Origin of the sequence: Paraburkholderia sp. (assembly GCF_049581445.1) — a bacterium.
Lineage (GTDB): Bacteria > Pseudomonadota > Gammaproteobacteria > Burkholderiales > Burkholderiaceae > Paraburkholderia.
On the sequence record NZ_JBAURZ010000392.1, the window covers coordinates 1 to 25,325 of the forward strand.

Sequence of the window (25,325 nt, forward strand, 5' to 3'; positions counted from 1 at the left end):
CTTCAGCCCCGGCAGCATCGGAACGAATCGTCGCGCACGCGCCCACAGCGGGCGAGAGCAAGGACTGCGCGGCGTGCCCCGTGATGATCCCTATACCCGCCGGCTCGTTCACAATGGGCAACAGTACTGACGATCCTTCGGAAAAGCCCCCACATCGCGTATCGATCGGCGCACCATTCGCAATCGGAAAATACGAAGTTACCGCGGATCAATGGAATGCCTGCGTAGCCGCCAATGCTTGTCCACACCTGTCGAGCGAAAACAATTCAGGCAAGAACGCGCCGGCCCGCGACATCAGTTGGGACGACGCCCAGTTGTACGTCAAATGGCTCACGAAGATCACCGGCAAACCGTACCGGCTCCCCACTGAAGCAGAGTGGGAGTACGCGGATCGGGCCGGCACCACCACGCAATACTGGTGGGGCGATCAGATGCGCAAGGGCAACGCCAATTGCAAGGGCTGCGGCGACCCCTGGCATCAGGAGGGGCCTGAGAATGTCGGTTTGTTCGCACCGAATCCCAACGGGCTTTACGACATGAACGGCAACGTCTGGGAATGGGTCACCGATTGCTGGCACAGCTCGTATAAAGGCGCCCCAGCCGACGGCCGCGCGTGGGACGAACCGAATTGCGACATGCGCGTGATCCGCGGCGGTTCGTGGCGCGAAGGCGCGGACTATATGCTCACCTCGACGCGCTTTAAGTACAGCGGCAGCGTCCGCCAGTCGCAGGACGGCATGCGTGTCGCCAAAGACATCAAGTAATACGGCTCACGTCTGTCTATAGAGGAGCGCCGCGGATACCTCGACCGGCGATCAATGCTTGCGAGCTTTTGTCGTAATCTGCGCCAGGTCGGCGACGATGCGATCCTGGCCGTATTTGGCCGCCATCGGCGCGAGACGCGCGTCGATCGCGCGCAGATAATCGGCGCGCGGCTCGCTCTCAGGCCGCAACGTGTTGAATAGAGGTTCCGGGGTAATCAGCAGCACCACAAGCTCGGTACCGAAAGGCCGGGCAATCACCCAGTCGCCCCCGCCGCCGACCCTCGCTGCATAATGCGGGGGCGCCTGATTGTCTTTCACCTGCGGACTGGGCACCATGTGCACCACGCTGCCATCCAGCTCGTAATAGTCGATGTTGACGTACGAGTCGTAGCCCGGTGTCGTCAGGTTGACGACGAGCGGATCGCCTTCGGTAAGCTGACCGCTGGCTCCTTCCACACGCAGCGCTGCGGCGTGGCCCGTCTGCAAGTTGCCGGTCCAATAGGGTGCGAACGCTTTGATGACGTCGCACTTATCGTCGGCAACCGGCGTGACGTCGAGGTTCAGCGCGTTGACGCCGGGCAGCGCGCTCAAACCGTCCTTCAACCGCGCCACACCATAGTGCTGCGAGACGTAACCTCGCACCTGCAGACTATGGTCTTGCGCCGACGCGAACAGCGCTGAACACGGCACCTGCGCGAGCAGCGGGGTCACGGCGGCAAGCGACAGCGGCGCCTGCACGGCCGGCGCAGACGGCGCGGGCGTAGCGGGCGCTTGTACCGCGGCTATTTCAGTTGCAGAGGCAGGCGCAAACGTCGGTGTACTCGTCTGCGGGATCACGGACGAGGCCGCTTGCGATCCCTCAGCAACGACACGGGCAGCCGCCGTATGTGAAGCCTCGTCGCCCAGGTCCGATGATGCGCGATAGCGGTAGAGGCCAAAAGCCGCCACGCACACGGCCGCAAGCCCCAAGCCTCCTTTGACCAGCATCCCGCGATTAACTTCCCGCGATGAACCACCGAACTCGCTGACAAAGCGGGTGACCGTCGGTGTCCGGGTGTTGCGGTCGAACGAAAGCGCGGCGCGTAGCGCGCGCCATTGCCTGGCACCCAGATCGTCTGGACGCTTCGGCTTGAAGTTGGCACTGCGCGCTTGCGTTGCCGAGAGTCGGTCGAACGGGTGATGTCCCGTCAACAACTCGTAGGTGATGCAGCCGAGCGCATATATATCGTCGCGTGGATCCGGCTCGCGATGTTCCAGCATCTCGGGGCTCGCGTAGGCGGGCGTCAGTGCCCCGAGACTGCCTGGATCAAACACGGTCGCGTCGCTTTCTTCCTCGGGGCGCTGAAAAACCCGCGCAATGCCGAAGTCGATCACCTTGACTTCGCCCTTATCGGTTAGAAAAACGTTCCCCGGCTTGAAGTCACAATGAACAAAACCGTGTTCATGTGCGTAGGCGAGTGCATTGGACATGCCTTTGACAATCGGCAGCGCCTCGCGATACGGCATACCGCTAAAGTTCGGACTTCGTAGTACCTGGCTAAGTGGTTTGCCGGACAGGTACTCCATCGTCAGGTACACGACTGCGCCGTCCCGATCGAAGTCGTACACCGTGACGATGTTTCGGTGCGCGAGGACCTGAGCCTTCCTGGCCTCACGTTGCAACGCGATCAGCGACTGCGGATTGCCGCGAAACTGGACGTTGAGGACCTTGATCGCAAGGTAAGGCTTGCGATCTGACGCCTCCAGCTTGCGCAGGTCCAACGCCTTATACACGGTACCCATGCCGCCGACGCCCAGACACTCCTCAAGCACAAACCGGTTGTTCAGCGTGTCGCCCGTTCCCTTGATCGCGTCAGCTCCCGGCAACGCCAGTCCGGCCGCCCCGACAGCCAAGGCTGCGGGCGGCGGCGTACGTTGCTCCGGTAGTGTCTGGACGCGGGTGTCTTCCGCGCCAACCGTGAGATTTGACGCCACGGCGCGTTCGATTCTGCGGCGGGCTTCGGAATACAGGTCATCAGGCAGCGGCGTGCGGGCGTGTTCCTCTCCCAGTATCGCCAGCAACTGGGTCGAACTGACGCTGTCCGTGGTCAACGTGGTATCGAGCAACGTGAAGAACTCGTCGTGCGACAGCTCGCCGTTTCGGAACTCTCGAATTACCTGCGCAAGACTAGCCATGTGTGCAAAGCGAGCAGCTCCCAGTGGAATAAGAGAGGACCTGTCGTAACAAGTTACATGCCCACATTCGATACTAGTCCGCGTCAATGTGTTGTGCAATTCTCGATTGCCCAGCGGTACTTGCTCGTCAGCGGTGTTGTGTCGTGACCAACATTGTTGTGCGAACGGTTGGGTGTAGCCCGCCACTCGCAGCCCGGCTTCTGTCTGCTGCATAACGCAAAAAACCGCGCCCAGTTCCGTGGCGCCTTGTTAGATAAGCGCCCCGCGCTGATTTGACGACTGTCGGCGGAAACTGGCACAGCCTATGCATCCGTGAAGCTTGAGCAGATACGAGGCTCGGGACCTCCATTGCACAAGGCGCGCGAGCAACCGAACGTGAGTGCGGGGCGCGTTGCCTATACTGGGCAGTACGAGGCGGATAATGCGGGCCGCTCGCAAGGTAAGCGGCATTCGGCTGGGGTTCAGACGAGCCTTCGGCCGATTCTCTATTTCCTGGAGTAACCATGACAACCATCTCTATCAAGGATTTACCGGACAGCGTCGAACTCGACAGACAGGCCATGGCTGCGATCATCGGAGGCGCGCGGACTGGGGTTCGCTATAGCATAGTCGCGCAGCCTGTGGTGAGTACCGCCCGCGTGGTCGATTATCCCCCTGGGTTTCCCGGTGCGCGGCATCCGATTGCGGAGGCGATCGCGCGGCGTTAATCCAGCAGGACATCTTGACCGGAGAGTGCACCATGGAGGATTGGACGTCCCCGCAAGTGCGGCTCTCCCATGCCGCGGGCTTGTTACACCTTGGCGAACTGCAGGCCACCGAAGTTCTGGATGGTGGGGATCGAGACGTTCGTCGACGTGTCGGTCTGGGTGACCGGTGCCACGACGATGGACGGGCTGGCGAAGCCGCCGCCATACGCCGCATTGACGTTGCCGATGTTGAAGTTGCTGCCGCCGCGTACAGCGCAGAGAGCTTCTGAGGAAAGTTCTTCGGAATGCGAAAGGTCTTTGATGGTCAGTGAGGGCATGATAAATCTCCGTAAATTAGATGAAATTCGTTCTCGAAGAGCGCACCACAGGGAATTGAGCGTCCCTGCAGGTGCGGCTCTCCCACGCCGCGGGCTTGTTACGCCTTGGCGAACTGCAGGCCACCGAAGTTCTGGATGGTGGGGAGTGAGACATTCGTCGACGTGTCGTTCTGGGTGACCGGCGCCACCACGATGGACGGGCTGGCGAACCCACCGCCATACGCTGCATTGACGTTGCCGGCGTTGTAGTTGCTTCCGCCGCGGACAGCGCAGAGAGCTTCTGCGGACAGTTCTTCGGAATGCGAGAGGTCTTTGATAGTCAGTGAGGACATGATAAATCTCCGTAGATTAGATGAAATTCGTTCTCGAAGAGCGCACCACAGAGGATTGAACGTCCCGTCAGGTGCGGCTCTTCCATACCGCGTACCGATTACACCTTGGCAAGCTGCACGCCACCGAAATTCTGGATGGTCGGGATTTCGACATTCGTCGCCGTGTCGGTCTGGGTGACCGGAGCCACCACGATGCCCGGGCTGGCAAAGCCGCCGCCATTCGCCAGATTGACGTTGCCGACGTTGTAGTTGCTGCCGCCGCGGACAGCGGCAAGTTCTTCTTCTGAAAGTTCTTCGGTATGCGAAATGTCTTTGATGGTCATTGAGGACATGATAAATCTCCGTCGGTTAGCTTAAGTTGGTACTTGAAGGGCGCACCTCAGAGGACCGAACGTCCTTGCAGGTGCGGCTCCCACATGCCGATGACTGATTACGCCTTGGCGAACTGCAGGCCACCGAAGTTCTGGATGGTGGGGATCGAGACATTCGTCGTCGTGTCGGTCTGGGTCACCGGCGCCACCACGATGGCTGGGCTGGCGAACCCGCCGCCATACGCCGCATTGACGTTGCCGATGTTGAAGTTGCTGCCGCCGCGCACAGCGCAGAGAGCTTCTGCCGAAAGTTCTTCGGTATGCGAAAGGTCTTTGATCGTCAATGAGGTCATGATAAATCTCCGTACATGAAAGGCTGTTTGGGAAGGAGCACTTTTTGTTGCGCTCGCAGCTACATATGCAGGGGTCGTGCCAGACCTCATTCGCATGCCTGATGCGAGCGATAACCATCTGAAAATAAAAGACATTTTTATATCCGGCGCGGACTCAGACGGTACCGGCAGGAAACTTGAAGAACGACCATGTCGGAGCGCAGCAAACAGTTTTGGGGCCGCTGTTTGCTTTGAGCGAACAGAACTGCGCGCCGTTGAGGTCCGCTGGCCGAAATAACGTCAGAGTGGGCCACGGCTAGGGTGGCGCTGCGATGGAGCCGCGGCGAATCGCGGCCCGTGCTTCCCACGTATTGCACGAATCTGCTGCTGTTTCCGATTGCTGGCTAGTTCGATGATCGAACCAATCCAAACCAACAGGAGCAGCACCATGGAATTCCTCAGACTCGTGCGCATCGTTCTTTCAAGCTTCTTCGGCGTGCGCAAGCGTGCGTCGCATGATGCAGACTTCGCCAACGTGAACTTTGTCATGCTACCGTTCGTGGCCGTGTTCCTGGCCGTCCTCATCGGCGCGATCATATTCGGCTTCGTGCACCTGGTCACAGAGTCGACGAGCGCAATGCAGGGCTTCTGATCAGCGGTTCGCTGTATTGGCGGCGCAAGCGGGCTGGTATTGCCGTGTATGGCTTGCCAGCAGATGGTCATCACCGTCCTGGCAGGCATAAATCAGGTGGATACGTGCACCGCCGGGTCATCGAGAATCTCGGCGAGGGCACGCGTGGCTCCATCGATCTTGACGCTCCAAGGGTGCCCAAAGTTGATCCTGATGCAATTCTGGAATGCGTGCGTCGCGGAGAAGATCGGGCCGGGCGCGATGCTGATGCCGTGGCCGATCGCGAGCCGGTGGAGAGCCATCGCGTCGACCGCGTCCGGCAATTGCAGCCATAGGAAGTAGCCACCGGATGGGCTCACCCATCGCACCTCGCGCGGCAGGTAACGCCGCAAAGCCGTCTCCATCGCGGCACGTTGCGTCTGCATCGCAGCGCGCAGCTTGCGCAGGTGCCGGTCGAACCCGCCGTGCTCCAGGTAGTCGGCAATGCCCGCCTGCGCAGGGATGCTGGCCGAGAGCGTCGTCATCAGTTTGAGCCGCTGCACGCGATCCGCGAAGCGTCCCGCCGACGCCCACCCGATACGGTAGCCCGGTGCAAGCGTCTTCGAGAATGAACTGCAATGCATGACGAGTCCGTTGCTATCGAAGGCCTTCGCAGGGAGCGGCCGATCACGACTGAAGTGCAACTCCTGATAGACGTCGTCCTCAATCAGCGGCACATCGCGCGCGGCGAGCATGTCGACTAGCCTCTTCTTCTTTTCGTCGGAAAGTGTGACGCCGGTCGGATTTTGAAAATTCGTCATGAACCAGCATGCGCGAATCGAATGCTTGTCGAGCGCAGCGGCGAGGGCGTCGAGGTCGAGGCCTGTGACCGGATGGACCGGAATCTCGACCGCGCGCAGATCGAGCCGCTCAATGGCCTGCAGCGCCGCGTAGAAGCCCGGCGACTCGACCGCGACGACGTCGCCCGGGCGCGTAATGGCCATAAGGCACAGATTCAGCGCCTCGAGCGCGCCGTTGGTAACGACGATCTCCTCGGGCGGCATCGACACACCAGTGGCCACGTATCGCAGCGCGATCTGGCGGCGCAGATGGTCGTTACCAGGCGGCAGATCCGCGACCGTGCTCCACGGGCTGAGTGCGCGCGTGCCTTGGGTCAGCGATTTGAGCAGGCGCGCCGATGGGAACAGCAGGGGAGATGGGAACGCTGAGCCCAGCGGGACGATGTCTGGATGCTTCGCGGCATCGAGCACGGAAAACACCAGATCGCTGATGTCGACCTTGGTTGACTCGGCAAGCGGCGCGTCCTGATGCGACGGCGCCTGTTTAACCGCGGCACCGGGCGTCACGAAGTAGCCCGCGCGCTCTTCGGCGCGGATCAGCCCCCACTCTTCGAGCAGGTAGTACGCGCGGAAAACTGTCGACTGGCTGACACCGCGCTGCGCGATAATCTGCCGGAGCGACGGCAGTCGAGAGCCGATCGGAATCTGCCCCGAGCGGATGCCATCAGCGATCGAGTTGGCGAGAACCTCATAGCGTTTCATGATCTGGATCTCAGGGCTGGCGCTGGCGTAGCTTACCCCTTGTTCAAGATGGCGAGGCGCACCGCTACCGGCGTGACTGGAATATCAGAAATTCCGCCGCTGCAATATCCTGTTGCACCCGCCTCGGCATGGGCATTCGCATGAAAACGTTATCTGGAGGCATCTATGTCGTTCACTGCTGTCTACCTGAGCAAAGAAGGTGACAATTTTTCGGCCGCACTCAAGACCCTCGAAGATGACGAGCTCGAAAGCAACCCTGCTTCGGGCGGCGACGTTGTCGTTCGTATCGACCATTCGGGCATCAACTACAAGGACGGACTGGCGATTGCCAACCGCAGTCCGGTCGTCCGTGCGTGGCCAATGGTCGCGGGCGTTGATGGTGCGGGCACCGTGGAGTCGTCGTCGGACCCCAAGTGGAAAGCTGGCGACCGCGTCGTCATCACCGGTTGGGGATTGGGCGAGACGCACTGGGGCTGCCTTTCCCAACGTGCACGACTGAAAGGCGAGTGGCTCGTAGCTTTACCTGAATCTTTCAGCACCGCCCAGGCCATGTCGATTGGCACGGCTGGATTCACCGCCATGCTGAGCTGCCTCGCCGTCCGCAACGAGGGCGTAGAGTCTGGTTCGGGCGAAATTCTGGTAACCGGCGCAAGTGGCGGCGTAGGCAGCATCGCGGTTGCCATTCTCAGCTCGTGGGGCTACACAGTCGTCGCGGCAACCGGCAAGCTGAACGAAGCGGACTACCTGCGCGAGCTAGGTGCTGCGGACATATTGGATCGCGCATCGTTGTCGGCGCCAGGCAAACCACTGCAAAAGGAACGATGGGCCGCTGTCGTCGATTCAGTAGGCTCGCATACGCTCGTCAACGCCTGCGCGCAAACGCGATACGGCGGAATCGTAACCGCTTGCGGCCTTGCGCAAGGTATGGATTTCCCTGCCAGCGTGGCCCCCTTCATCCTGCGCGGCGTGAAGCTCGTCGGTATCGACTCTGTCATGTGCCCGATGGAGCGACGTGAGAGTGCCTGGAACGCCTTGGCGACAGACTTCGACGCACGGAAGCTTGCCGCAGTAACCACAACGATCGGACTGGGCGACGTCTTCGCAACCGCAGAGAAAATTCTGGCAGGCGGCATAAGAGGCAGGACAGTGGTCGACGTCAATCAACTGCCTTGACCATTGGTGCAATGACCGCGTCGCGTGCACGCTGGCGTTAGCCCCTCGACCGAGAGGACGGCACGTTTCGGCCTAAGACTCATCAAGGGTCGGCCCGTCTTTCGCCCCATCCGTTGAACGCGTGCGCAAACTCCGCTGCCAGCCACGTCAGCCCCGGATCCTGGTCTCGCGCCGCAGCCCACATCAGCGAGACTTCGTAGCCCGGCACTTCGAACGGCAGCGGACTCATCGCCAGGTCCAGTGCATCGCACCAGACGCGCGCGATGAAGTCGGGCACCGTGGCGATTGCCGGCGTGCGCCGCACGATGAACGGACTGGTGGCGAAATTTGCGCCTGAAAACACCACGTCACGCTTGAGTCCCTGCATGTCCAGCCGCTCGTCGATAAAACCGTGCAGGCCGGCGCTGAACGACGTCAGCACGTGCCGATGACGCAGGAAGTCCTCCATCGACAGACGCTTGCGGCGCGTCTTAACGAGCCGTGGATTGTAGACGCTGACGAAGCGCCACTGAAACAGCGCCCGGCGCCGCTGCCACTGCACGCACTCGGGGAATACGCCTACCGCGAGTTCGATCTCGCCCTCGTCGAGCATTGCCGCCGCGCGGGTCGAATCAGCGGGGCGCGCGATCAGCTTCACGCCGGGAGCAGCGACGGCCAGGCGGCCCATGATCTCCGGCATCAGCAAAACCTCCATCGAATCGCTCAAACCGATGCGAAACACGCGTCGCGCGCTCGCCGGGTCGAACACCGGTGGTTGCGTCAGCACCTGGTGCAGCGACTGGAGGAAGGGCTCGATCTGTCGCGCCAGTTCGAGCGCACGCGAGGTAGGCGCAATGCCGCGCGATGTGCGCACGAATAGTTCATCGCCGAACGCCTCACGCAGCCGTTTCAGCGCCCCGCTCACCGCAGGCTGACCGAGGAAGAGCCGCTGCGCGGCGCGCGTAACACTGCGCTCCTCAAACAGCGCGCGAAAGGTCAGCAGCAAGTTCAGGTCGAAGTTCCTGAAATCAGTTTCAATGATGTTACTCATCGTAATTAACGATTTGAATGATATGTTCCTGAGACGCATTCTATCGCCATGGAGAGCGCTGCGTTACACGATGTGACGGCATATCGGCCAACGCCCTACTCCATTAATCGACAGGAGCAATGATATGAATTGGCAATCCGAGAAAGTCGTCGTGCTGGGCGGTTCATCGGGCATCGGCTTAGCGACGGTCTCGCGGCTGACCGCTGCTGGCGCGAATGTCGTGGCGATCGGTCGCGACCAGGACAAACTTGATAAAGCGCTCGCTGGACTTGAGGGACCCGGCCGCGCCGTCGGCGAAGCGCTCGACTGCACGGACCGCGCTGCCCTTGACCGTTTCTTCGGCCGCGTGGGCCCCATCGACCATCTGCTGCTGACGCTCTCAGGCGGCGAAGGCGGCGGCCGGTTTGACGAACTCGATTTAACTGCCCTGCGTCGCGGCTTCGAGGCCAAAGTCTGGCCCCAGCTCGAAGCGGCACAAGCGGGCCTGCCGGCTCTCCGCCACGACGGCAGCCTGACATTCGTGACCGCAATTTCCGCGCGCATTGCCAATCCTGGCACCGCCGGCCTGGGCGCGATCAACGGCGCGCTCGAATGCATGATCGGCTCGTTGGCGCGAGAATTGGCGCCGCTGCGCGTCAACGCCGTTTCGCCCGGCGTAATTGATACTGCGTGGTGGGACAGATTTCCCGCCAGCGTCAAAACGGATCTGTTCCGTCAGCAAGCTGAGACCTTGCCGGTGGGACGCGTCGGCCAGGCACAAGACGTCGCACACGCGCTCCAGTTCCTGATGGAGAACACCTTCATGACGGGTGCCATCATCGAGTGCGATGGGGGATTGCGGCTGCTGTAACGCTAGTGTGAATAGGAACGCCCCAAAAAACGTGGACCACGTCAAACCACGGTGCAACGCCGGGGCGTCGTAGCATGAAATGGCTACTGATTCCCGCGCCCGCTCGACGCGCAGGTCCGTTCGTTTGATGGGGCCGTGTTCGGTCATGGTATGGTTTTTTTTGCATGCTACGATGGTCCGCGACATGACTGAGAACTGAGGGACCGATGGCAACCTTATATGACACGCTTGGCGTGAGTGCAGACGCCACTGAGGTCGAAATCAAGCGGGCGTACAGGAAAGCCGCGATGAAGTCGCATCCGGACAGGAACGCGGGCCGGGAAGAGGTAGCTCGAGCGACATTTCAGCAGGTCAAAGACGCGTACACGATTCTGTCTGACCCTGAGCAGCGGAAGGTATACGACGCCATCTTCGCCGAAGAGATGCGCCGCTGGGAGAGTCAGAGGCAACAGGAAGAACGGGAGCGGGCCGAACGTGAGGCTGCTGCGCAAGCTGCTGCTGATGCTGCGTATGCCGGGATGGTTGCGCTGGCGATGCGATTCGCGAGCGACGGGTACAACCGCGATGTATTGTTCGGCGTGCTGCTCGGGCGGCAATGCGACGCGCAACTCGCGAATCGAATCGCGGACAGCGTATGGGCGCTGCATCAGTCGCGCCAGTCCGAAGCAGTGAACGATGCGCCTGTCGCCGAACACACGGCGAAACGCGAGCATCCGGAGGAGTCACGAGGCGAAGCGTCAGAGCCTGGCCGACGACACGCCAGTCCTTTCGAAGCCCTGTGGCAACTCTTCGGCGTCCGTTCCTAAAACGCATCCTGACGTCCCCCGCCAACCTCGGCTGGCGGGGGCGCCGACTGCTCTGGCACGTGTACTCTAAGCCGCAAATGTTAATTTGCACGTCCGCTGGCCCTACAAGTACACGCTGCAGCTAACCACAATCAGACCATTCAATAGTAATAGCCATGGTGGCCGCCTACCGGTACAACGATACAGCCGCTCAACGCGCTTCCGAGACAAACGGCCAATAGCATCAACCCAAAGATTCGTTTCATCATGCACCTCACTCGTTAGTGTTGAACGCACTATATCGAGCGGGAAAATTACCGATGTGTTTGTGTGTATCGAAACGTGTCGGGTGAAATGTTCGACCGGCTCTCGCATGGCCTCAAGTTGGCCACTGGCCCCACCCCCTTGTCCCGTGAAACAGGTTTTTCCATGTGTGCATCAAAGGCTGCGTTCACCACTTGGATTGCGGCGGATTGCGGCATAGACCGTCAATGCGTGGCATCTTTCGCGGCCTGCCGCAGTGCGTTACGAACGCGCTTCGCCACGAGCACTGGCATGTAGTCCATTATTGTGGCGCCATCGCTGTATTCAGCCCATATCTCTGCGTACATTCTTGACACCGTCTCGGCGGAGGTGTGAGTGTCAGCCGCGATAGCCTTTATCACGTCTTCGGTGCTGGTTTGCCGCGCCATGTCGCTCTCCTGATGTCTCGCCAAAATAGGAACAGCCTCCGTGCAATGACATTACACGAGGGCGTCTTCTCACGTGCAAATGGAATCGTTCTATTGTTGAGCGAAACCACGTTTCGACAATCGGTCATCGCAGACTTCGGCGAGATTCGGCCGCACTGAAGTGCTTAATTCGACGCCTGGATTGCGCGCCGCAGGCGAAAAATTTCATACCCGAACCGGTACATCCCAATCCAGGGAGATGGCCATCAACAAACGGTACATACTGTTTATATCGTTTTTCCATCGGAAGACATTCGTGAGTGAACCGGGACCGAGGAAGCCGGATAAATACATCGCAGTGGATCTCTCTATACATAGTTAGGAATACATATTTTATAAGGCCTACGCTCGTGTCACTTCAGCGCCGGACGTCGCAATCGATTTTGGCGCATCAATAACGACAGGTTCGCGGCCTCCTCGGCAAATCGATGTCTAACAATACAACTGAACGCGCACACGGCACACGCCGAAGAATCCGAGTGGCGCCCCAGTCGTCTGTCACAGACTGGAGCGCCGCCGCTCGCATAATCACCCGGGCATGTTGCCTCAGTGGTGAGAAAAGTCCTTGCGCGCGATCGGAACCGTGCGGACCTTCGCATACTGAAACGCGGGAAGTGCCTTGACCGCGTCACGCGTAGCGCCAGCCCAAACCAGCTTGCCGTCCACATAGTCCAGTTGCGACATCGGAATCGCCACGTCGTGCTGGGACACGCCGAGGAACTGGTGAGCCGCCACGATTGCGAACGATGCGGCATTGTCGGGCGCAATGATAATGTCGTGGAGCACGCCAACTTTCTCGCCGTTGTCGTTGTAAATGCTCTTGCCCATCAAGCTCTTCTTGGCACTCCAGCCCTCGACGATGAGTTCGGACTGCTCGACGCTCACGCCGATGGTCTGCGAGCCTGCCACTTGTGCGCTCGCCGATTGCGAAACCGCGCCCAACGCCGACGCGGCCAGAAATACCCATGTCCACTTTGATTTCATGATTTTTTCCAGAAAAATGACTTCGTTTAAAGACGATCGTTCGCGACATGATGCCGGCAGGCGCGGGGTGCTGCTTGCCGAGGTCGCGTCGATTACCACTTTGCCCGGATTGCACACACTACACTGTCAAATTCGCACGGTGAAGCGTACACGTGCATCGCAATGTGCTGCGCTCGCGCCGCTGTCGGGTCAGTAAGCGCCCCGCCGGCGCAGCGTTTAACCGGTGGCGAGGCGCATGGAACCACGCTCCGGTCGCCACAAGGTGTTAGCGAAACGTCGGGAATCCAGTATGCTGACCATCCGCACCCTTTCCGCGCATTCGCCATGAACCTTTCGTTTGAAGTCCTGCAGGTGCTCGACGCCATCGATCGCACCGGCACCTTTGCCAGTGCGGCGGAGACGCTGCACAAGGTTCCTTCCTCGCTGACCTATCTGGTCCAGAAGCTGGAACTCGATCTGGGCGTCAAGCTGTTCGACCGCAGCGGCCGGCGCGCCACGCTTACGCATGCCGGCCGGGTGGTCGTCGAGGAAGGGCGTCGGCTTCTGCAGGCAGCGGAAGACCTGGAATGCAAGGCGAAAAGAATCGAGCACGGCTGGGAGTCCGAACTGCGCGTTGCCGTCGATGAAATCATTCCGTTTGAGTTGCTATGGGACCACGTCCGCGACTTTTACGAGTTGAAGCTGGAAACGCGGCTACATTTGTCGAAAGAGGTACTGGGAGGCTCGTGGGATGCGCTCCTGACACGTCGTGCGGATCTGGTCGTAGGCGCCGCGGGCGACCCGCCGCCCATTCCCAATCTGATGGCAAAGCCGATCGGCTCGCTGCGCCACGTGTTCGTGGTGGCAGCAGACCATCCGCTTGCGTCGATCCAAGGGCCGCTGACACAGGACATCGTGGCGCGACACCGGGCCGTCGCGATTGGCGATACGTCGCGCAAGCTTGCACCGCGCACGATCGCGCTCACCGAGAACCAGGAGGTCCTGACGGTCCCCACGCTCGACGCGAAGCTCGCCGCACAGATCAGAGGCCTTGCTGCGGGCACGATTCCGGAATGTCTGGCAGCGGAGCCAATTGCCCGGGGCGAACTGGTACAAAAGGAAGTGCTCGGCATGCGGCACACCACGCATTTTTATCTCGCGTGGCGCGGCGACGAAACGGGTAAGGCGCTCTGCTGGTGGGTCGATCAGTTGAACCGGCCCAACCTGATCGACGAGGTCGTGCAACAAAGGATGTTGAACGTCTGAAAGCCGGCTAGCCGCGTTCGCTAATCCTGGCGCGCGGCTGGGCGCCGGAAGCCCTCGTCGCGGAACGTCCGATGGTCGGGTCGCAGGTCGAAGCGGCGCGTGCGGCTGCGCCCGAGGCGGCCGTCGTCTGCAGCAGATGCTCGGCGGCCTTGAAGTCGTCCCAGTCAAGCCCTTCGGAAATCCGCGAGCAGGCAGAGTTCAGCAGCAATGCCGCCTCGGCGCTTCTCCCCTGCGCATACCAGAGCTTGCCCAGGCTGGTCGCGGCGCGCAATTGCAACGACCGGCAGCCTTGCACCATCGCCTCCTCCAACGCCGCGTTGAGACATGCCTCGGCGTCCCGCGCGACCGCCCCGGAAGGCGGTGCGTCTGCCTGCTCCATGAGCAGCAACTCGCCATGGATACGCCTGAGTTCGCCGACATACCAGTGGTCACCCGTTTCGTCGCATTGCTCCAGCGCCCGCATCGCCACGGCAATGCCCGCGTCCCGCTGCCCCGAGCGTCCGAGCGCGAAGCCGTACTGGCCTGCCAGCATGGCGCGCGGCGCACCAAATTCGAGCGATTCCAGGTGGTCCAGCGCCGCACTGAACGCGTGCAAGCGTTCCGGGGAAACGTCATCCATTGAGCGCAGGTATTCGCTAAAACAGCGGCAACAGGCTTGCGACACGCTCAGACCCGCACGTGTGGACATTTCGTCCAGCAACGCTATCGCCTGCCCTGCCCGTTCGCGTTTACCGGACAACAGCGCGAGCGGTACCAGCGCCTCAACCAGTACATAACATTTGACGATGGCCGGTTGCTGATCGCACGCATCGGCCACACCCGCTTCGGCAAGCCGCAGTGCCTGATCGCGGAAACCTTGCAGCCATAGCACGCGCGCAAGTGTCGCGCGGCCGACGATGCGCTGATCGATACACTGCCCCAGCGGCATCCGGTAACGCAACCTGTCGCAGTGCTCCAACAACTGTTCGAGCGACACGCGGGCCTGCTGTTGATCCCCCGCGTAATGCGACGCGATGCCCAGTAGCCGGTATCCGAGCACCGCACCGGACGCGTCGCCGGATTCAGAAGCGAACAAGGCGAAGCGTTTCGCAAACGCCAAAGCATTGCGCGCCGCGCCGGACGATTGACTGGCGTTCCACATTCCCCATAACGCCCGCGTTTCGAACGCGTGATCGCCGAGCGCAATCGCCGACGTGAGGATCTCGGACCATATGCCTAAAGTCTCCTGGTTCGGCCCGTTGACGTAGACAAGCGCTGCGGCAAGCCCCGCCTGCAGTTGCATGCGCAAGCGCAGATGGCGGCTCGAGCGCGAACCCCGATGTGTCGTCGCCACGGCATCGAGCGCCCGGCGCGCCCACACACAACACTCGTCGAGCAGAGATAGTTCGTACAGCAGAAATACGGCCTTCACCGCGAGCGTTTCGCCCAGCTCTTCGTCGCCTTTGGGCGAGAGAGCCCAACCCAGTGCCGCACGCACATCGGCCAGCAGCGAACGCATCCGCACACGCCAGTCTTCGGAGAAAGTGTGCTCCGGGTTCGATCGGCCCTGCGCTTCATTCTCCAAACGGCTCAGAAAGTATTGCGCGTGATGGAGTGTGACGAGGCGCCGCTCGCCGTTATCCTCCAGCTTCTGCATCGCATACACGCGCATGGTTTCCAACAGGCGGTAGCTGATCCGGCCACCCTCCATGCGCGTCACCACTAGCGACTTCTCAACCAGCCCCGACAGGGCGGCGATGACATCAAGCTCACGCAATGCGCCGTCGCCAGCGACGGCGACCGCTGCTTCCATCGTGAAGCTGCTGACGAAGATACCCAGACGCCGCAGCGTGGTCCGCTCGGCATCGTCGAGCAGGCCGTGGCTCCAGTCGAGAGTTGCCTTCAGCGTCTGGTGCCGCGGCAATGCCGTGCGATTGCCGCCGGTCAACATATTGAAACGATCGTCGAGATGGCCCGCGAGCGTTTCTATGCCGAGGATGGCCGCGCGCGCCGCCGCCAGTTCGATCGCCAACGGTATGCCGTCGAGCCGGCGGCATACCATGCCTGTCAGCTGGATGCTTCTTTCGTCGGACGAGAATCGCGCGTCGATGGCGCGGGCGCGCGACAGGAACAACTCCACCGCACTGCATTGCAGGACGTGCTGGCTTTGATCCTCCTGGCATGGCACATCAAGCGGGGCGACCCAGTACAGGTGCTCGTTGGCGACACGCAGCGGCTCGCGGCTCGTCGCCAGAATCTGAACCGCAGGACTGACGCCCAGCAGCGTCTCGGCCAGTTCCGCGGTAGGCCTCAACACGTGCTCGCAGTTGTCGAGCACGAACAGCACGCGCTGCTCGTTCAGTTGCTTGCTGAGGCACGCGAGCGTCAGCGGTCCAACAGCCGGATTGACACCGATGCTGGCCGCGAACGCCGCAAGAACGCTGCTCGCGTCGTTGGTAGACGCAAGCGATACCAGATAAACCCCGTCAGGGAAACGCGGCAGCAGACCGCGCGCGACTTCCACGGCCAGGCGGGTTTTGCCAATTCCCCCCGAACCGACCAGCGTGACATGGCGCGCTGACGAAAGCCCCAGAACGATGTCGTCCATCGCCTTGTCCCGCCCGATCAGTGTTGAATAGCTGGCTGGCAAGTTGTGCGGGGAGACGCGGCCCCGCGTAACACCGGTGCTGGTCTCGTCTTCATGGTCCGCCTCGGCGGCCTGGACGCTCGACATGCCGCATTGCACCAGCCGGTAGCCACGCCCGGACTCGGTCCGTATCAGCCCGCGGCTTTCGCCGAGCATTTTGCGCAGCGCGGACATATGCACTTGGAGATTGTTCTCTTCGACAATTGCGTTCGGCCACACCTGCTTGAGCATTTCGTTCTTCGATACCAGCTCGCCTTTGGCGGCGATCAATACCGCCAGCATGTCGAACGCGCGACTACCCAGCCGAACAGGCCTTCCGTCGACAAACACTTCTCGACGGTCAATGTCCATCTGAAGGGGGCCTATTTGAATCATTGCCTGAGTATCCCTATCGCAGCGGGTGAGGAAAAACTGAGGAATGACAGCTCAGTGTTGCGTCCCCGAAGTCTAGAGCAACGACGACAGCCTATGCGCGGAAAAAACTGAACCTACCGTTCAAAATTTTTGGACTAAGCACGTCCGCTTCTACTCCGCCTGCTCGGTTGTGACCCCGCGGCGCGCAGTGGATCTGGATTTTCACTGTCGCAACTGGTGGCGGCCAACGATGCCCCAGTCCTGCAAGCGATATCCGACGCACTGAGCCCCATCTTTGCGTCTACCAACCGAATTTGAGTTCTGCGCCGACATAGTCGGCATTGCGCCCGCCCAATGCGCGCAGCGAAGGCCCAATCTGGAAATGCACGGCTTCAAGCGCTGCAGTGAGGTTGGCCGTGACCATCCAGTCCGCGCGTAATTGCGTATAGAAACCGGTCCACAGGTTGCCGTGCCCAGCCGTGCCCGGCACCACCGCAGACCCTTGCTGATACACAGCGTCTCCGGTGGTCTCGCGCCACTGGAAGCCCACACCCGCGAGCAGCGTCAGCCTGCTGTTCGGTTTGAGCGTGAGCGACGGTTTGATGTGGATTACGTTCGAGTAGCCGGTATAACCGGCGAGCGCAAAGTAGTAGCCGTTCGGAAAGAGTGGATTGAACGTACCAAGGCGACCATCCCCCGGATGGCTGTCGCCCGAGGCGGCATCCATCTGAATGCCCAGGCGCGGAGTCCACGGCACCGAGGCGAGCGTGTAGCCCGCCAGCGACCCTATCGCCCACGCACCGATCGTGTCGTTACCGACATGGCCGGACTGATACATGCCTTCGGTGTCCCAATCGATTTGCCCGGCGGTGCCGGCATAGCGTGCATCGAATACGTCGCGATGCTCGTCTCCGACGGCGTCGAGAAAGTGCGCATCAATGCGGTTGTAGCGTGAGTAATAGGCGGACAGATCTCCTGGCCCGACATTCTTACGCTCCACGCGCACGCCGCTGAAAGTCAGATTGCGATTGGACACATCGTCGAAATCAGAGTTGTCGCGATACTGAACCGGCTGCGTCGCGTAGCCGATCCAGCGCCATGGACCGGTTTCGTAGTCGGCCCAGAAGCCGTCGAACGCCTGGCGGACGTTCGGACCGTCGCGTACTGAAACGAAACGTTGCAAGTCGAACGCCATTTCCTGTCGCCCGACACGGAACTTCACGGTGCCGGGACCCAGCGGCTCAGTGACGGCGACGAACGCCTGACGCAGATCCAGCGGGTTCTTGTCGACCGGCGTTACGGAGTCCTTGCCGTACTGTTGCGCGTCTTCGAACTGCGTGAAGATCTGCACATGCGGGCCGAGCCGCACGTCGGCATGAACTTCCAGCCGCTGCAGCAGGTACGTATCGTCATGTCCCGAGCCCAGACCGAAGAGCGGCGCGTCGTTGATTTCGAGCCGTTCACGCAGCACTACGCCCAGTGAAATATACGCCTCGGGATTGCCGAACAGCGGGATGTACTTAAGCGAATCGAACGGCTTTTTTGGCACGCATGGATTGGCCAACGCCGACCAGTTCTCCTGCCAGCGGTTGAACATGATAGTCGGCCGCTCGCATGACTTCGTTGCCGCCACCGGAGTCGACGCTGTCGTTGTGGTGAGACCCCCGGCCGTTGCGGTATCGTCAGCGCCGCCTTGTGCGGTGTCCGCCGCCGCAGCGGGCAGCGCCGCCGCCAACCCCGTGCTGAACAGCAAGGCGCTGACGGTGCGCAGCGCGCTACGGCGCTGCGCATGCCTGGGTGTTTTCAGTGACTTCGACAGCGGCGCGACGTTCGCGTCACTCGCCATCGTGCACTTCAGCAATGTACCCACCCGGGAATTCGAGCATGGCCGTCTTGCCTGAGCCGCTGCTGTATGCCGGAGAGAGCACCTTTGCACCGGCCGCCTGGGCCCGCTCGATGGTTTGCGCCAGATCGGCGACACCATAGCCGGTCGTTTCACGGCCGAATGGGAACGGCAGTTTGCCGTCCGTGACAAACACGACCATGTGGCCGAAGCCCGACTCGATGCGGATCTCGCGGACTGTCTCGCCCGGGAGGCCAATTACACCGGCGTCCGCCTGCGGATTGTCTGACACCACCTTGCCATGCGAGAAGTGCAGCCAGCGGCGTACGAAGTTATTCGCCTCGTAACGCGACACGTACACGCGGTTATCCGGCACGCTTTGCAACGGCGCATAGTTGGGCGCCTTGGTGTGCCAGTAAAGCTGCATCGTCAGACCGCCCGGCCATTGGATGACCGCATCCTTGCCGATCGGATCGTCGAAGGAGTCCACGAGGACGTCGGCGCCCGCCGCGCGAGCTGCCTTCAAAGCCTGATCGATATCCGTGACCAGGTAACCCGTTCGCTCGCTGCCAAACGGATACGGAATTGGCGTCTCGAAGCCGAACACCGACAGCATGCCGACCGGCGTCTGCACGTACTGTGACGCGGTCTTGCTCGGCGTCGGGGTGACGGTGAACACGGCACGCGGCGACGCCTTGCCGCCAAACGTCGCGAGGAAGCTGGTGACGAACGCGTCAAGGTCGGCGGAGGCGACATATACGTGGGTTGTGTCGTACTGCGCACCAACCGATACGTCGGGATGCTTCACCAGCACGTGTTTGCCGGTCTGCATTGCCGGCGATCCATCGTCGGCGAATGCTGATGAAACGAGCGTCAAACCGGTCAGCAGTGCTGCGCAAAGAAGCGCGACATGACGGAACGGATGAAGCGACTTGAACATATTGATTACCTGATAGTGTTAGCAACGATTGATCGTTCGCCCTTTTCATACGCGCCTTTCAATTCGGCCAGTCGCATCCCAACACCAGCCCGCAGAAATTGAGGCGGCGATAGTTCGGGTCCCAGCGGTCCAGCACATCCGCATTCACTGTCCCGAAGGTGGTGACCGGACGATGCTCCATGCCACGCGCGTACGCTTCAATCAGCTTCTTCTTGAAGCCGGATTCGCGGGGATAGGCCTGCACGATCTCGTCGCGCTGCTGCGCGGTGAAGTCCTCATAGCGAGCGCCTCGGACATCCATCTGCACGCCGGCGCTGATCGTCGCAACCAGCGGCGACATGTACTCCGGAATGCCCGGTGTCGTGTGCAAGGCGATCGCCGTCCAGACTTCGTTGATCCGCTCATCGGCGACGGCGTACTGTTTCATGAACTCGCGCGCGGCGTTCGCGCCGTCCACCTCGAAGCGGTACGGCGAGCCCTGGTACTTCACGTTCAGTCCGGCGTTGTGAAACATCGCGCCGACATACAGAAGCTCAGTGTCGAAGGCCAGCTTCTCGCGGTAGCCGGTAAGCGCGCCGAACAGAAAGGCCCGTAGCGCATGATGAAACAGCAACTCGGACTCCGTTGTACGCATCAGATCGGTTGCCGCCTGGGCCATCACACCGTCGGGAATGTCAACGCCGGCAATGGCTCTCTTCATGTCAACTCCTCCGTGTCGAGCATCCCGCTCCATTGCAGCGTAGCAATTTAAAGCTGACGTGGCGGCACGGGCCCAAGGTGCTCAGAACGCGAAGCAGCTACATCCCAATGCGCCCCAGAAACCGTTCGAATCACTGACCGGAACGTTCTTTCGCCACGCCCAGCCATGCGCATGGGCATGGACACCACAGAGATTCACGCAGCCGTCTACGCACGCCACTGCACTCGGCTTGTAACGGCTGTAGCCGCCAAATTCCACCACTGGCGACCATGACGGGCTCACCGGCAAATCGGCCGGCGCAAGCGGCTTGAACTCGTCGTCGGCATACACGACCTTGCCGCCCACCACAGTCAGCACCGATTCGAGGTATTTGATGTGGGTCTCGTCGACCGTGAAGTAGTCGTCGCTGAGGACCGCGAAGTCCGCGAACTGGCCGGGAACCAGTGCACCTTTATGGTCTTCTTCATTCGAAAACCAGGCACTCCCCACGGTGTAGCGGCGCAACGCCTCCATCCGGTCGAGCTTGTTCTCACCCGAATACATCGAGGTGCCGCCGACTGTCTTGCCCGACACCATCCAGTACAACGAGACGAACGGATTGAAGCTCGCGACGCGCGTCGCATCCGTGCCCGCGCCAACGGGCAGACCGGCATCGAGCATGTGACGGATCGGCGGTGTGCGCTTGACGGCCTCTTCGCCGTATTGCTGAATGAAATACTCACCCTGGAAAGCCATGCGATGCTGGATCGCAATGCCGCCGCCCAGCGCGCGCACCCGCTCGATGTTCGTTTGCGTGATCGTCTCGCAGTGGTCGAAGAACCATCGCAGACCATTGAACGGAATGTCCGCGTTCACGCGTTCGAATACGTTCAGGAAGCGCTCGATCGACTCGTTGTAGGTCGCGTGCAGACGGAACGGCCAGCGGTTCGCCACGAGCAGCCTGACAACGGCTTCGAGTTCGGCCTCGAGTGTGTCCGGCAGATCCGGCCGCGGCTCCAGAAAGTCTTCGAAATCCGCTGCAGAAAAAACCAGCATTTCCCCCGCGCCGTTGACCCGCAGGAAATCGTCGCCCTCGCCGGGCTTCGTCATCTTTACCCACTTGGCAAAGTCTTCGATTTCCTTTTTGGCGTTTTGCGTGAACAGGTTGTATGCGATGCGCACCGTCAGTTCGCTGTGCTTCGCCAGATCCATGATGACCGCGTAATCGTCTGGGTAGGCTTGGTAGCCACCGCCCGCGTCGATCGCGCTCGTCACACCGAGCCGGTTCAGTTCGCGCATGAAATGGCGGGTGGAATTGCGCTGATCTTCGGGCGCGAGCTTCGGCCCCTTCGCGAGCGTCGCATACAGGAGTCCTGCGTTTGGCCGCGCGATGAGCATGCCCGTCGGATTGCCGCGCTTGTCGCGCTGGATCTCACCACCCGGCGGATTCGGCGTGTCTTTCGTATAGCCAACCGCGCGCAGAGCGGCCGCATTCAGCAGCGCACTGTCGTACAGGTGCAGGATGAACACCGGCGTATCCGGTGCAATCGCGTTGATTTCCTCAAGTGCCGGCGCGCGCCGCTCGGCGAACTGGAATTCGTTCCAGCCACCCACTACGCGCACCCATTGAGGCGCCGGCGTGCGCGCCACCTGCTTGCGCAACATGTCGAGCGCGTCCGCCAACGACGGCACGCCGTCCCAGCGCAACTCCATGTTGAAGTTCAGCCCGCCACGAATGATGTGCAGGTGAGAGTCGTTCAGACCGGGAATGACCGTGCGACCCTTCAGGTCGACATGATGCGTGCTGTCGGTCGCGTGCCGCATCACGGCATCGCGAGAGCCCGCAGCGATAATGCGGCCGTTCGCGACGGCCAGCGCATCGGCAAAGGAACGCTTGTCGTCCTGCGTAGCGATCTTGCCGTTGAAGAAGACAACTTCGGCCGGCGTCGGTACGGAGTTGGTGGCAGTCATGACGATCCTCATAGGGGAGCGCTCCGCTTTTCGTACGCGGAGCAATTCAGGGAAGACAGGCGCTCGTCGCGATTGCTTCGGATGCCGTGATGCGAAGGTTTACTTCGTTGCAGGCACCGGCGCCAGAATCTCATGCGACGCTTCCGTGCGCTGGGAAGCCTTGTGCACCATGGTGTACGCGTAGTCCACGCCCATCCCGTACGCTCCCGAGTGCTCCTTGACGATCGCCATGACGGCGTCGTACGTCTCTTTGTGCGCCCAATCGCGTTGCCATTCGAGCAGCACCTGTTGCCAGGTCATCGGAACAACACCGGCCTGAATCATTCGTTGCATCGCAAAATCGTGAGCTTCCTTCGACGTACCGCCCGATGCGTCAGCAACCATGTAGATTTCGTAGTCGCCTTCGCCCATGGCGCACAGTGAAAACGTGTTGTTGCAAACCTCAGTCCAAAGGCCTGCCACCACCACTTTTTTCCGGCCGTTCGCAGCCAGCGCGTCACGGACCTTCTGGTCGTCCCACGAATTCATGGACGTGCGTTCGAGTACCTTGTGCTCCGGAAACACGTCCAGCAACTCGGGGTACGTATATCCCGAGAAGCTTTCTGATTCCACCGACGTAATCGTGGTGGGAATGTTGAATGCCCGCGCTGCCTTCGCGAGACCGACTACGTTGTTCTTCAGTGCCTGACGGTCCATGGACTGGACCCCAAAAGCCATTTGCGGCTGCTGGTCGATGAAGATGATTTGCGAGTTTGCAGGTGTCAGGACTTCGAGTTTCGGATTTGCCATGGCTGGTTGCGTCCTAAAAGGTTTAGCTAACATGGGAGAACATGCCGCACTCGTTTGTAGTGCGAGGAACACACAGGGCCAGTCTAGCGACGGCCTTTCCAGGCGTCCTTGTCGAAGTCCTTAATAGTTCTTAAAAAAGATGACGGCAAAAAAATGCGTGCGTACGCCTGCTGGCGGACGTCTCGCTCAGAACATTTCATATTTCTGCAGGACTTTAAGGGCGCAGCATTTCTATGGCCGAGTTGCGTAAGGACGATCTGGCGCTAACCAGCTACATGCGGAATGCAGTTCAACCTTCGAGCGCGCCCTGAAGCCGCGCTTCGAGAAACTGAACCAGCGCGCGCACTTTGCTGGAGTGACGGCGATTGGGCAGATAGGCGGCATAGACCACGGCGTCGCCTTGATGTGGGCTCGCTTCGAAGTTCTGGAACAGGCGCATCAGGCGTCCCGCGCAAATCTCGGCGCCAACCAGCCATGCCGGCAGCAACGCGATGCCGCATCCCGCCATCACGGCTTCGAGCAGGATGTCGAGGCTATTCGACAGCAAATGCCCCCGCACCTCGACGCGTTGTGCCACACCTTCGCGGCGGAAGGTCCAGATTTGGTGGGTGCGATAGCCGCCGCCATAGGCGACGCGGAGACAGTTATGCGTGGCGAGTGCCTGGGGGGTCTCAGGCGTGCCGTGTCGTTGGAGATACTCGTGGCTAGCGACGACGTAACGGGGATTGTCGGCCAGCTTTCTGACGATCAGGTTGGCATCGCGATCCGGCAGGCCGATACGGAACGCGACGTCGATCCGGTCGAGCGCGAGGTCAACGAAATGATCGGCGACCACGACGTCGAGGAAAACCCGCGGATGGTCCGAGAGGAATGCCGCCAAATGCGGCGCGAGCCGCAAACGACTGAAGGTGGACGGCACCGAGATTCTCAGCGAACCGACCGGCGACGCGCCACTGTCGAAGACACTCTCGTCCGCCTCGGCGAGATCGTCGAGCACTTTGCCGACCTGCTCGACATACGCAATACCGGCGTCCGTGAGGCTGACCTTTCTGGGTGTGCGGGTCAGCAGTGCCGTACCCAGCGAGGCTTCCAATCTGCCACATCAATTCCTGTCTTCGACCACCAACACGCGCGATGACCGCTACGGCGGTTCGATAGCGAACCGCGCCAACTTCCTGCGCGACGTTCTTATGAAGATCGGATCGGTAGTCTCGCTGGATCGGGTCGGTGTACGCCTCTCGCCGTATGCGCACTACAACAATGTGCGCGACGCGGACCCGGATGGCACCTATGACTACGTCGGCAAGATGTTGGATGAATTCGGTGTTGCCTATGTCCATGCGGCAGACACGAACGGCTGGAGTGGTGCGCCGGATCTGCCGCGCATCATCGGACGCATGCGCAAGGTGTTCTCCGGCACGTTGATGGTCAACGGCGGCATTTCCATCGACCAGGGCGAGGAGCTTATACGTGACGGCCAGGCCGATCTGGTTGCGTTCGCTCGTGCCTACATCGCCAATCCCGATCTGGTCGAGCGCATCGCGACTCACACAGCACTCGCGATGCCCAAGCCGACCGGCTGGTACGGTGGCGACCATGCAGGGTATATCGACTACCCGTTCGGCGAGAGTGCTGGGGTGAAATGACTGGGGCGCCGGCCAATTCAGGAATATTTGCTGTCGTTCGCACCTTGGCAGCCGCGATCGTTAGGTTTCGCCCCAAGCGTATGCGTAGCTTCAAGGCACCGTGCGGCACCATGAATGCTAATGTCCCTTCCCGCTCGCACGCGAAGGGACATAGCGATGAATCGGGATGCGTTTCAGTTGATCATCGGACCTGAGATCCTTCCTTCCCAGATGGCGTTGTTGATGCCGAAATCGTCGACGGTCGTCGTGGCGGGACCGCCATTGACCGTGGCGAGGACACTGCGTCCGCCGACGATGCGCTGCATTTGCGCGCGCGTGAGCGTGGCTTCGTCGCTTTGCGCGAGCGGATCGTACGGAATGTCGGCGATGACGAGAATGCTCTTCATGGTGTTTCTCCGGGCTATACGAAAAGGTCGTGAGATGTGGATGAGCACGGCATATGCTCGCTGCGGTTTTCGCAAGGACCGTGCCAATATCCGCGAGCGCGCCTATGAATGCGCCGGGGCCTTGATTCATGGGCCCATGCACGTGTTCGGCACGCATTTGGCTCCGACCTCGACGGCCTGTTT

At 60.9% G+C, this 25,325-nt stretch carries 24 protein-coding genes and 1 pseudogene; 8 read left to right on the forward strand and 17 right to left on the reverse strand.

From position 1 onward, the window contains the following. The first annotated feature begins 113 nt into the window (after positions 1–113). Positions 114–764: a formylglycine-generating enzyme family protein gene (locus WCA85_RS33830; protein ID WP_424070072.1), complete on the forward strand. Its 651-nt coding sequence runs from the start codon at positions 114–116 to the stop codon at positions 762–764. A gap of 51 nt (positions 765–815) precedes the next feature. Here WCA85_RS33830 and WCA85_RS33835 read toward each other — a convergent pair whose 3' ends face one another. Next, positions 816–2,939 (reverse strand): protein kinase domain-containing protein, encoded by a 2,124-nt coding sequence (locus tag WCA85_RS33835; RefSeq protein ID WP_424069895.1) that lies wholly within the window; start codon positions 2,937–2,939, stop codon positions 816–818. 503 nt (positions 2,940–3,442) lie between these two features. On the opposite strand from WCA85_RS33835, the gene WCA85_RS33840 reads away from it, so the two are divergent. Continuing rightward, the gene (locus WCA85_RS33840; RefSeq protein ID WP_424069897.1) at positions 3,443–3,646 is read left to right on the forward strand and encodes a hypothetical protein; all 204 of its coding nucleotides are present in this window, start codon (positions 3,443–3,445) and stop codon (positions 3,644–3,646) included. Positions 3,647–3,729: 83 nt separating this feature from the next. Here the strand turns inward: WCA85_RS33840 and WCA85_RS33845 are convergent, their stop codons facing one another. From WCA85_RS33845 to WCA85_RS33860, 4 genes are all read right to left on the reverse strand, one after another. Beyond that, positions 3,730–3,963, reverse strand: a complete 234-nt coding sequence (locus WCA85_RS33845; protein ID WP_424069899.1) for a hypothetical protein — start codon at positions 3,961–3,963, stop codon at positions 3,730–3,732. A gap of 98 nt (positions 3,964–4,061) precedes the next feature. Continuing rightward, positions 4,062–4,295, reverse strand: a complete 234-nt coding sequence (locus WCA85_RS33850; protein WP_424069901.1) for a hypothetical protein — start codon at positions 4,293–4,295, stop codon at positions 4,062–4,064. A gap of 98 nt (positions 4,296–4,393) precedes the next feature. After that, entirely contained in the window at positions 4,394–4,627 is a 234-nt protein-coding gene (locus WCA85_RS33855) for a hypothetical protein (RefSeq protein ID WP_424069903.1), read from the reverse strand. 98 nt (positions 4,628–4,725) lie between these two features. Then, positions 4,726–4,959, reverse strand: a complete 234-nt coding sequence (locus tag WCA85_RS33860) for a hypothetical protein (RefSeq protein ID WP_424069904.1) — start codon at positions 4,957–4,959, stop codon at positions 4,726–4,728. 427 nt (positions 4,960–5,386) lie between these two features. Here WCA85_RS33860 and WCA85_RS33865 point away from each other — a divergent pair, with 427 nt between their 5' ends. Then, positions 5,387–5,590, forward strand: coding sequence for a DUF2970 domain-containing protein (locus WCA85_RS33865; RefSeq protein WP_424069906.1), 204 nt, complete (start codon positions 5,387–5,389; stop codon positions 5,588–5,590). A 92-nt stretch (positions 5,591–5,682) separates the two neighbouring features. Here WCA85_RS33865 and WCA85_RS33870 read toward each other — a convergent pair whose 3' ends face one another. Next, positions 5,683–7,110, reverse strand: a complete 1,428-nt coding sequence (locus tag WCA85_RS33870) for a PLP-dependent aminotransferase family protein (RefSeq protein ID WP_424069908.1) — start codon at positions 7,108–7,110, stop codon at positions 5,683–5,685. A gap of 165 nt (positions 7,111–7,275) precedes the next feature. Here WCA85_RS33870 and WCA85_RS33875 point away from each other — a divergent pair, with 165 nt between their 5' ends. Then, positions 7,276–8,283: an MDR family oxidoreductase gene (locus WCA85_RS33875; RefSeq protein WP_424069910.1), complete on the forward strand. Its 1,008-nt coding sequence runs from the start codon at positions 7,276–7,278 to the stop codon at positions 8,281–8,283. An 82-nt stretch (positions 8,284–8,365) separates the two neighbouring features. Here WCA85_RS33875 and WCA85_RS33880 read toward each other — a convergent pair whose 3' ends face one another. Beyond that, entirely contained in the window at positions 8,366–9,313 is a 948-nt protein-coding gene (locus WCA85_RS33880) for a LysR family transcriptional regulator (RefSeq protein WP_424069912.1), read from the reverse strand. A 124-nt stretch (positions 9,314–9,437) separates the two neighbouring features. On the opposite strand from WCA85_RS33880, the gene WCA85_RS33885 reads away from it, so the two are divergent. Both WCA85_RS33885 and WCA85_RS33890 read left to right on the forward strand, forming a co-directional pair. After that, on the forward strand, positions 9,438–10,163 hold the full coding sequence (locus WCA85_RS33885) for an SDR family oxidoreductase (protein WP_424069914.1): 726 nt from the start codon (positions 9,438–9,440) through the stop codon (positions 10,161–10,163). A gap of 206 nt (positions 10,164–10,369) precedes the next feature. Continuing rightward, the gene (locus tag WCA85_RS33890) at positions 10,370–10,969 is read left to right on the forward strand and encodes a J domain-containing protein (protein WP_424069916.1); all 600 of its coding nucleotides are present in this window, start codon (positions 10,370–10,372) and stop codon (positions 10,967–10,969) included. A gap of 467 nt (positions 10,970–11,436) precedes the next feature. On the opposite strand, the gene WCA85_RS33895 is transcribed toward WCA85_RS33890, so the two are convergent. Then, entirely contained in the window at positions 11,437–11,640 is a 204-nt protein-coding gene (locus WCA85_RS33895; RefSeq protein WP_424069918.1) for a DUF3562 domain-containing protein, read from the reverse strand. A gap of 585 nt (positions 11,641–12,225) precedes the next feature. After that, positions 12,226–12,663: a PRC-barrel domain-containing protein gene (locus tag WCA85_RS33900; RefSeq protein ID WP_424069920.1), complete on the reverse strand. Its 438-nt coding sequence runs from the start codon at positions 12,661–12,663 to the stop codon at positions 12,226–12,228. 324 nt (positions 12,664–12,987) lie between these two features. On the opposite strand from WCA85_RS33900, the gene WCA85_RS33905 reads away from it, so the two are divergent. Further along, positions 12,988–13,908: a LysR family transcriptional regulator gene (locus tag WCA85_RS33905; RefSeq protein WP_424069922.1), complete on the forward strand. Its 921-nt coding sequence runs from the start codon at positions 12,988–12,990 to the stop codon at positions 13,906–13,908. A 7-nt stretch (positions 13,909–13,915) separates the two neighbouring features. Here the strand turns inward: WCA85_RS33905 and WCA85_RS33910 are convergent, their stop codons facing one another. From WCA85_RS33910 to WCA85_RS33940, 7 genes are all read right to left on the reverse strand, one after another. Next, on the reverse strand, positions 13,916–16,909 hold the full coding sequence (locus tag WCA85_RS33910) for a winged helix-turn-helix domain-containing protein (protein WP_424069924.1): 2,994 nt from the start codon (positions 16,907–16,909) through the stop codon (positions 13,916–13,918). A 280-nt stretch (positions 16,910–17,189) separates the two neighbouring features. Then, positions 17,190–18,734 carry an alginate export family protein gene (locus tag WCA85_RS33915; RefSeq protein WP_424069926.1) on the reverse strand — a complete coding sequence of 515 codons (1,545 nt, stop codon included), beginning with the start codon at positions 18,732–18,734 and terminating at the stop codon, positions 17,190–17,192. Continuing rightward, positions 18,724–19,671, reverse strand: a complete 948-nt coding sequence (locus tag WCA85_RS33920; RefSeq protein WP_424069927.1) for a glyoxalase — start codon at positions 19,669–19,671, stop codon at positions 18,724–18,726. The genes WCA85_RS33915 and WCA85_RS33920 overlap by 11 nt, the downstream gene beginning before the upstream one ends. Before the next feature lie 58 nt (positions 19,672–19,729). Next, a complete protein-coding gene (locus WCA85_RS33925; protein ID WP_424069928.1) occupies positions 19,730–20,371 on the reverse strand; it encodes a phosphohydrolase in 642 nt (213 codons plus the stop codon). 81 nt (positions 20,372–20,452) lie between these two features. Further along, positions 20,453–22,321 (reverse strand): amidohydrolase, encoded by a 1,869-nt coding sequence (locus WCA85_RS33930; protein WP_424069930.1) that lies wholly within the window; start codon positions 22,319–22,321, stop codon positions 20,453–20,455. 99 nt (positions 22,322–22,420) lie between these two features. Next, on the reverse strand, positions 22,421–23,110 hold the full coding sequence (locus WCA85_RS33935; RefSeq protein WP_424069932.1) for a hydrolase: 690 nt from the start codon (positions 23,108–23,110) through the stop codon (positions 22,421–22,423). Between the two features lie 289 nt (positions 23,111–23,399). Then, positions 23,400–24,203 carry a LysR substrate-binding domain-containing protein gene (locus WCA85_RS33940; protein ID WP_424069934.1) on the reverse strand — a complete coding sequence of 268 codons (804 nt, stop codon included), beginning with the start codon at positions 24,201–24,203 and terminating at the stop codon, positions 23,400–23,402. A gap of 1 nt (position 24,204) precedes the next feature. Between WCA85_RS33940 and WCA85_RS33945 the strand changes: the two are divergent. Beyond that, positions 24,205–24,756: pseudogene (locus WCA85_RS33945) on the forward strand (alkene reductase); the annotation flags it as partial. Positions 24,757–24,929: 173 nt separating this feature from the next. Here WCA85_RS33945 and WCA85_RS33950 read toward each other — a convergent pair. Continuing rightward, on the reverse strand, positions 24,930–25,142 hold the full coding sequence (locus tag WCA85_RS33950; RefSeq protein ID WP_424069936.1) for a hypothetical protein: 213 nt from the start codon (positions 25,140–25,142) through the stop codon (positions 24,930–24,932). Between the last annotated feature and the right edge of the window lie 183 nt (positions 25,143–25,325).